A 6,320-nucleotide genomic window follows, 5' to 3' on the forward strand; every position below is an offset into this window, starting at 1 on the left:
CTCATAGTTCACAGAGTGCCCGATGCCCTGGAACTTCCGCACCCAAGATTGCTCGCCCGCCAGCCAGCACGCTCGGCGGGTAGCTCAAACGAAGGGTTCTGCACCACCGAGGCGAGCCGGTGGCTCAACCCACCGTATTCGCACCCCGTCGGTTCCAGCCTGCCACCCTGTGGATCGCAGCGCTAAGTGGCGCGAAAATCGCAGCACTAAGTGGCGAGACTCGTGCGCTGGTCGGCATTGGGGCGCGGCTTCGACGCCGCGCGGAGCGGCGGATTGGTGCGTGTGTGCGGCTGCCGTGCGAGGACCACCGCTATGAATTCTGGAGCAGCTCCGCCCTGTAAGTCAGTGGCGAGACCGATCCTGTCGCTGGTGCGACTCATCCGTCGTCGTCAAGCACGCCCCATTTGGCGGTCATGAGTCGCCAGCATCATCTCGGCGACCATCGTGGCCTGCCTGATCATGAACCGTGCCGCTTCCACGGACACGCCGCTCGGCAGCGTTCGACCGTGGCCTGTTCCGTGGTCGTTGCGCAGCTCATTGATGGCATCGACCACCGTGCGGACCGCCTGATAAACCTTGCGCAGTTGCTTGCCGCCCTCCGTGGAGGCGTCGACCTGGACGGGCATGATGCCTAAGGTCTCCATGCTGACGGTCATCACCTCGGGCATGTCGATCCTGCGGCCGGGAAGGCGCCCGTTCTCCTCCAGTACAAACTTTCCGACGGATTCAAGCAGCTCTTTGGCTGTCCCCAGGAGCAGGCCGGCATCTTCGGTGTTGCGACGCAAGCGGTTCAACTGATCATTTAGCGCTTGCCGATCCCCAACCTCGAGATCGATATCGCCCAACCGGTCCAGTCGGCCGTCGGTATCGAGAGCCCAACCGCGTTGCAGCAGGGCGCTTCTGAGTGATGCGACCTCCATCTGGAGGTTGGGGTCGCCAAAGATGCCTGCCACTCGATAGATACTCAAGATTTCCTCGACCAGACGTCGGCCCCGGGTGGGCTGTTGCCAGACCTTGCGGGCAGCCTCGGTGATTCGGTCGACCTTGTTCAAACTGTCGAGCGAACCCGAGCTGTAACGAGTGAGGCCGACAATTCCGGCTGCCAGGAAGGCGGAGGTGAGCGAGGAGTGAGAAGGGCCACTTCCCCCGCGGACGAATACAGTCAGAGCTGCAACCACTTCTCCGTTGATCGGGTTCTCCATGCTCACACAGTAGAGAGTTCCTCGCCTGGGCAGGGAACTACGTTCGAGATTCGCGCCCCACGTGGCATGAGCGATCGCCCACGGGCGACGTGCTCAGTGCGTGGTTGTTGTCTGCTGGTACAGCGCGAGGCGGGGCTGCCCGTCAACCAGCGCGTAGGTGCTGTTCATGACTGCCTCGAACGGCTCCGCGTCGCCGCGAGAAGCCTTGGCCTTGTAGATCAGGGCGGCCGTTTGACCTCCAGCCGGGACAAGTCGGGGATCTGTGATCTCGTACGTGTCCCAACCGGGTGCGTCATTGAGGGAGGCGATCACGGCGTCTCGGTCCATGACGGAACCATCGACCAGGACCATCAGGCCATGGTCGGTCATCAGGTCGCCATAGAAGGCACCACCGGTGCGGTTGCAGAGGGAGGTCCATCCCGCTCGCTCCAGTTCCAAGAGGGCATCCAGTGTCAGCGAGTCCATGCCACTACGCTAGCCAACAACGCGCGCACATCGGCAGATGAGTATGCTCACGCGCCCCGCGGCATCGGGCAAGTTTCTATCGGTCCACCTCAACTGCACGCGCTCCACAACTTGCATCTCGAAACACCGTGTCGGCGCCCGAGCGCCAGGCGGGGCGCAGCACTGACCCGTCGCATGACCGGAACATTCTGTTCCCCGTATTCGGGATGCCCTTACGGCAGCACCCGGGACCGTGTCGACGAGTCGCCGGTGCGTGAACTGCAGCCGTGAATGGCGCGATCCTCGCAACGCTTGTTGACGCGCCCTTCGTTGTCGGGAAGCTGCGCGCTCGGATCAACCCTGGGAACGTTAGGAGTAGATGGCGAGGGGCATGATGCGCATCGAAGCTCCGTTCACGCGGGAGGCCAACTTGAGGTCGATGTACTCCGAAGGCGGCTTCTCACCAACTTTCGGGGCATTGCTCATCAGCTTGCGCATCTCTTCGATGCCGCTATCAAGCGCGGCTGGGGCAAGGTTGCGAAGGAGTTTGTTGCGCGAGAAGGTCGGCGCATCCTTTTCGACAGGCGCGATGACCTTGCCCAGCACGGTGAAGGTTCCGTCGAGGAGCCGGTCGGGATCATCCACGATGAAGTGCGCCAAGTCGCAAATGGTTATCAGGGTCAGCGCCGGGGTGGCAGTGACGCGTCCGTAGTACTCGCGCGTGGTTTCCTGGCGTGTGTCGGCTTTAACGGCGTTTGCGATCGCTCGGGCAAGCTCACCTTTCATGTCCGCCGCGATGCCCATTCGCTGCGCGTGCTCTTCCCGCGCCTCATGCCCTCCCTCCGCGGGGAAGCGTTCAAGGTAGTCCTGCTTCACAGTGAAGCGCGTAACGGCCTCAACGAGTTCTGGCGAGATAACATCGAGGGCGAGCGTGAGCTCGACCGGGTCGAAGGCGGTGGTGTACTCCACGAACGCCCCCGGCCGCACTGCCTCAGCGTGCTTTACAGATGCCACGCGCGTCAGAAGATTCTCCTGGTCGAGGAACTGCCGCACGAGGTGCAGGTTGTACGCCTGGGAGTAGACGAACTGCTGACGTGACGCTGTTCCGGTGCTCTCGGTCCAGCTCGACGACAGGCTTGCTCGAGCTTCCAATCCGACCTCGCCACCCCCAGCGAACGGCACCGCAATCTTTCCAGTGCCCTTGCCGGAGACAGCCCCGTCCGCCCCGCTCTTGTTGTCCCCTCCTGAGGTGAACTCGCGCGATTCCTCTGTCAAGAGCGGGTGACGCGCGATCTGCTGGAGTACTCCAGCGATCTGATCGGAGTTCTGGTAGATCGTCGCAATTGGCGCGGTGCGAGCATCGTCTCGCGGTGCGGTATCGGTCATGCCTTTATCCTCTCGCAGTCACCCTGAGAGCTGAGCTCCCTCGAAGTGTCCTAAGCGCGCATCTTCTTTCGCCGGGAAACGTAGAGTTCACCCTCTCGCAGAAATGACCGTTTATGCACTTGCCATCTGCCTGCTTCATACCAGAGAGCTGTAAGCGCGGCCACACCAGGCGGCTATGGTCGGGGGCACACCGGTAGTCACGAAGTCTTGAACAAGGAGCACCCCCGTGGTCGATTGGACCGTCCTCCCTGCCTTCCTCGGAGTCATCTTGGTGTTCCTCATCCCTCCCGGCCCGGACATGGCATACATGCTCGCTGTCGGTCTCCAAGGAGGTAGACGAGCAGCGGTGAAAGCCATCCTTGGCATCGCCACCGGGATGAGCGTCTACGCTGCGGCCGTCGTCATCGGCCTCGGTAAGATCGCCGACACCCACCCCCGCCTCTTGACCGCATCGTGGCTTCTTGGTGCGGCCTACCTCGTGTGGCTGGCCATCACGACGGTGCGCCACGCGCGGGAGACATCCGCTGTAGCCAGCGTGAGGTCAGGTCGTTGGTACCTTCGCGGCCTGCTGGTCAGTCTCACGAACCCCAAACTCATCTTGTTCTTCCTCGCCGTACTACCCCGTTTCACGGGCAACGCTTCAAACATCACGATGCAGATGGCGCTCTTGGGGGCAGTTAACGTGACCACCGAACTCATGCTCTACGGAACCATCGGCGTACTCGCCGGGGCCTTCCACGCGCGCTTCACCAACAGTCGGCGGGCAGGTGTCATCTTGAACTACGTCGCTGCCACGGTCTACGCGTTCCTTGCCAGTTTCATCGTCGTGGAAGCGATTCTGTAAGCGCTGCACCCACGAGGGATCGCCGGAAGATGGTCATCCGACACGGTATTAGTGTGGCCGTTTAGTGTGCTACACTTTAGGCATGGGCATGGAATTCATGGACAGCGCAGACCGGCACGGCATCCCCCGCCAAGACACCATGTACGTGATCCTCCACCCGGTCGCCACCCAGGAAATCGCCGGGCACCCCGGAGCGACCACGATGGTCTATGTCGGTCACCCCCACGCCCAGACGGAACGCTACGTGGAGGTCATCGCCGCGATCCGCCCGCCGCGTGATCTGGTGATCTTCCACGCGATGCCCTTGACTGACCTGTACCGCCACCTGCTCCACGAAAGGAAGTAGCGAGATGGACCACGATTACGACGCCCTGGCCGACGCGGCCGAGCGGGGGGAGCTGACCCCGATCCCCGGAACCGAGCTGCACGGGGAAGCAGCCGCGGCCGAGGTCCGCCGGATGCTGCTGGAGACCACCGGCACCACCGACCTGGACGAGCTGACCCGTATGGCGATGGGCCGCCCCGCTGTGGGCACCTCCTCTGGTGCCTCGCCCGTGGTGCGTGCACGCGTGCCCCAAGCGCTGAAGGACCGCGTGAATGCTCTCGCCCGGCGCGAGCACCGCAAGGAATCCGACATCGTGCGCGAGGCCCTGGCCGCCTACGTGCAGCTCCAGGAGGCCTGACCCGCCGGAGGGTATGAGCAAGCCCCGGACGCGCAAAATGCCCGGGGCTTGCTCCCGGGGTCACAGCGCCCCAGGTGGTGGCGTCGATCCCCGCCACCGCACCACCCACCCTAGCCAGTACGGAGCCCCTATGAAGATCGGCTATGCCCGCGTGAGCACCCGCGAACAGGCCGCGTCGCTGGCTACCCAGCGCGAGGCCCTGACGGCCGCCGGGTGCGAGCGAGTCTTCGCGGACACGATCAGCGGCGCGCGCTCCACCCGCCCCGGCCTGGACGCCGCCCGCAGCTACCTGCGTACCGGGGATGCCCTGGTAGTCACCCGCCTGGGCCGGCTGGGCCGCTCCATGCGAGACACCGTGACGACCGCCGCCGAGCTCACAGACAACGGTGTGCGTCTGGTGCTGCTGGACATAGGCCTAGACACCAGCACCAGCGAAGGCCGGCTGATGGTCGGCATCCTCTCCGCCCTGGCGCAGCAAGAGCTCGAGACCATCCAGGAGCGCACCCGCGTGGGACTGGAGCACGCCCGGGCACAAGGCCGGGTAGGTGGCCGGCCTCCGAAGTTGAGCCCCGCCCAGCGTGCGGCCGCGCTGGCCGCGCTGCGTGGCGGGCTGTCCGTGGCCGAGATCGCCACCCTGCACGGGGTGAGCCGCTGGACCATCACACGGTTGCGCGATGCAACTTCCCGGGAGGAATGACACCTGCACCCCGGCCCCGATCTGGTTGACGTGGGCACATCCCCAGACTGCTCGTCATTTGGCGTGCGTTGAGCGCACCGCCTGTGTAGGACGCGGGCGGGTGCTACCGGGTCATGCGTACATAGGAGTCGAAGAGCAGTTCCTGTCGTTCCAGGCGGTGCGGCATCGGCGGGGCGCGCCGATGATCTTGTCCATGATGGTGTCGAGCTGGTCATGGGCGCGCACCAGCTCCGGTGCCATACCCAGCGCGGCGTAGTTTCATCCAATGGCCGGTCAGGATGTTGCGCCCGAGCATCGAGAATCTTGGCCCCAGCGGAGGCCAACGCCGTGCGTTGTCCGTCGGTCAGCGCAGGCATGGGGAAGTTGTTCCAGGTGATCGTGCTGGAAAACGACGGATCAGACTTCATCCGACCGCCCACCATCTTCATCCAGGCCCAGAACATGGATGACGAGGCTACGGCGAAGATGATGCCGTGCGGGTCCACGGCCCCGTAGACCTTGTTCGAGATGATGACTTCGGGTTCGAAATGGGACACGGGCAAGTAGTGGCGGTTCTCGCTGCTGACCTCGGGGATGCCCACGAAGGGGACGTCGGAAACCAACCCGAGCTGGCGGAACAGGTGCGGGAACCGAGCCCAGTTCTGTGTGGTGGGTGCCTTAGAAGCTTGACGTGAAGCCGCATCCGCTTCGAGGCGGCGTTTGAGCTCCGGAGAGCGGGCGGGGTCACCGGGGTTCATCTCGCGCAGCCACAGGCACCAGCGTTTTTGGCTGCTCAGCAGCTCTTTGGACCCGACGTAGGGCCGCACGTACGGGGCCATCACGGGGTCGGCCATCACGGCGTCATATTCCATCGGGGTGATGACGAAGTTGCCATCGTCGGTAGCCATGGAACGGGACTGCTGCACGGATAGGTGACACCGAACCTGGCTGGCCGACGCGGGTCGGCCTGGAAGGATGATCACCGTGCCCAAGGCCTACCCTCAAGAGTTCCGTGACGACGTCGTGCGTGTCGCGCGCGCCCGTGAAGACTCCACGGAGCTGCGCGAGCTCCGCCGCCGGAACCG

Annotated in this window: 7 protein-coding genes and 1 pseudogene; 4 read left to right on the forward strand and 4 right to left on the reverse strand. The window is 64.0% G+C overall.

The features are described from left to right. Positions 1-389 precede the first annotated feature (389 nt). From Q9R22_RS13145 to Q9R22_RS13155, 3 genes are all read right to left on the reverse strand, one after another. Positions 390-1,202: an abortive infection family protein gene (locus Q9R22_RS13145; RefSeq protein ID WP_131333173.1), complete on the reverse strand. Its 813-nt coding sequence runs from the start codon at positions 1,200-1,202 to the stop codon at positions 390-392. A gap of 93 nt (positions 1,203-1,295) precedes the next feature. Beyond that, on the reverse strand, positions 1,296-1,667 hold the full coding sequence (locus Q9R22_RS13150; protein WP_131333174.1) for a DUF4440 domain-containing protein: 372 nt from the start codon (positions 1,665-1,667) through the stop codon (positions 1,296-1,298). Positions 1,668-2,015: 348 nt separating this feature from the next. After that, a complete protein-coding gene (locus Q9R22_RS13155; RefSeq protein ID WP_131333175.1) occupies positions 2,016-3,032 on the reverse strand; it encodes a hypothetical protein in 1,017 nt (338 codons plus the stop codon). Between the two features lie 226 nt (positions 3,033-3,258). Between Q9R22_RS13155 and Q9R22_RS13160 the strand changes: the two genes are divergently transcribed. From Q9R22_RS13160 to Q9R22_RS13175, 4 genes are all read left to right on the forward strand, one after another. Beyond that, positions 3,259-3,876, forward strand: coding sequence for a LysE family translocator (locus Q9R22_RS13160; RefSeq protein WP_131333176.1), 618 nt, complete (start codon positions 3,259-3,261; stop codon positions 3,874-3,876). An 82-nt stretch (positions 3,877-3,958) separates the two neighbouring features. Beyond that, a complete protein-coding gene (locus Q9R22_RS13165) occupies positions 3,959-4,222 on the forward strand; it encodes a hypothetical protein (RefSeq protein ID WP_131333177.1) in 264 nt (87 codons plus the stop codon). 4 nt (positions 4,223-4,226) lie between these two features. After that, entirely contained in the window at positions 4,227-4,559 is a 333-nt protein-coding gene (locus tag Q9R22_RS13170) for a ribbon-helix-helix protein, CopG family (RefSeq protein ID WP_131333178.1), read from the forward strand. Positions 4,560-4,689: 130 nt separating this feature from the next. Continuing rightward, positions 4,690-5,256, forward strand: a complete 567-nt coding sequence (locus tag Q9R22_RS13175; RefSeq protein ID WP_131333179.1) for a recombinase family protein — start codon at positions 4,690-4,692, stop codon at positions 5,254-5,256. A 404-nt stretch (positions 5,257-5,660) separates the two neighbouring features. Here the strand turns inward: Q9R22_RS13175 and Q9R22_RS13180 are convergent. After that, positions 5,661-6,143 (reverse strand): annotated as a pseudogene (locus Q9R22_RS13180) (type IIL restriction-modification enzyme MmeI); the annotation flags it as partial. Between the last annotated feature and the right edge of the window lie 177 nt (positions 6,144-6,320).

Origin of the sequence: Kocuria sp. PD6 (assembly GCF_031844145.1) — a bacterium.
GTDB lineage: Bacteria > Actinomycetota > Actinomycetes > Actinomycetales > Micrococcaceae > Kocuria > Kocuria marina.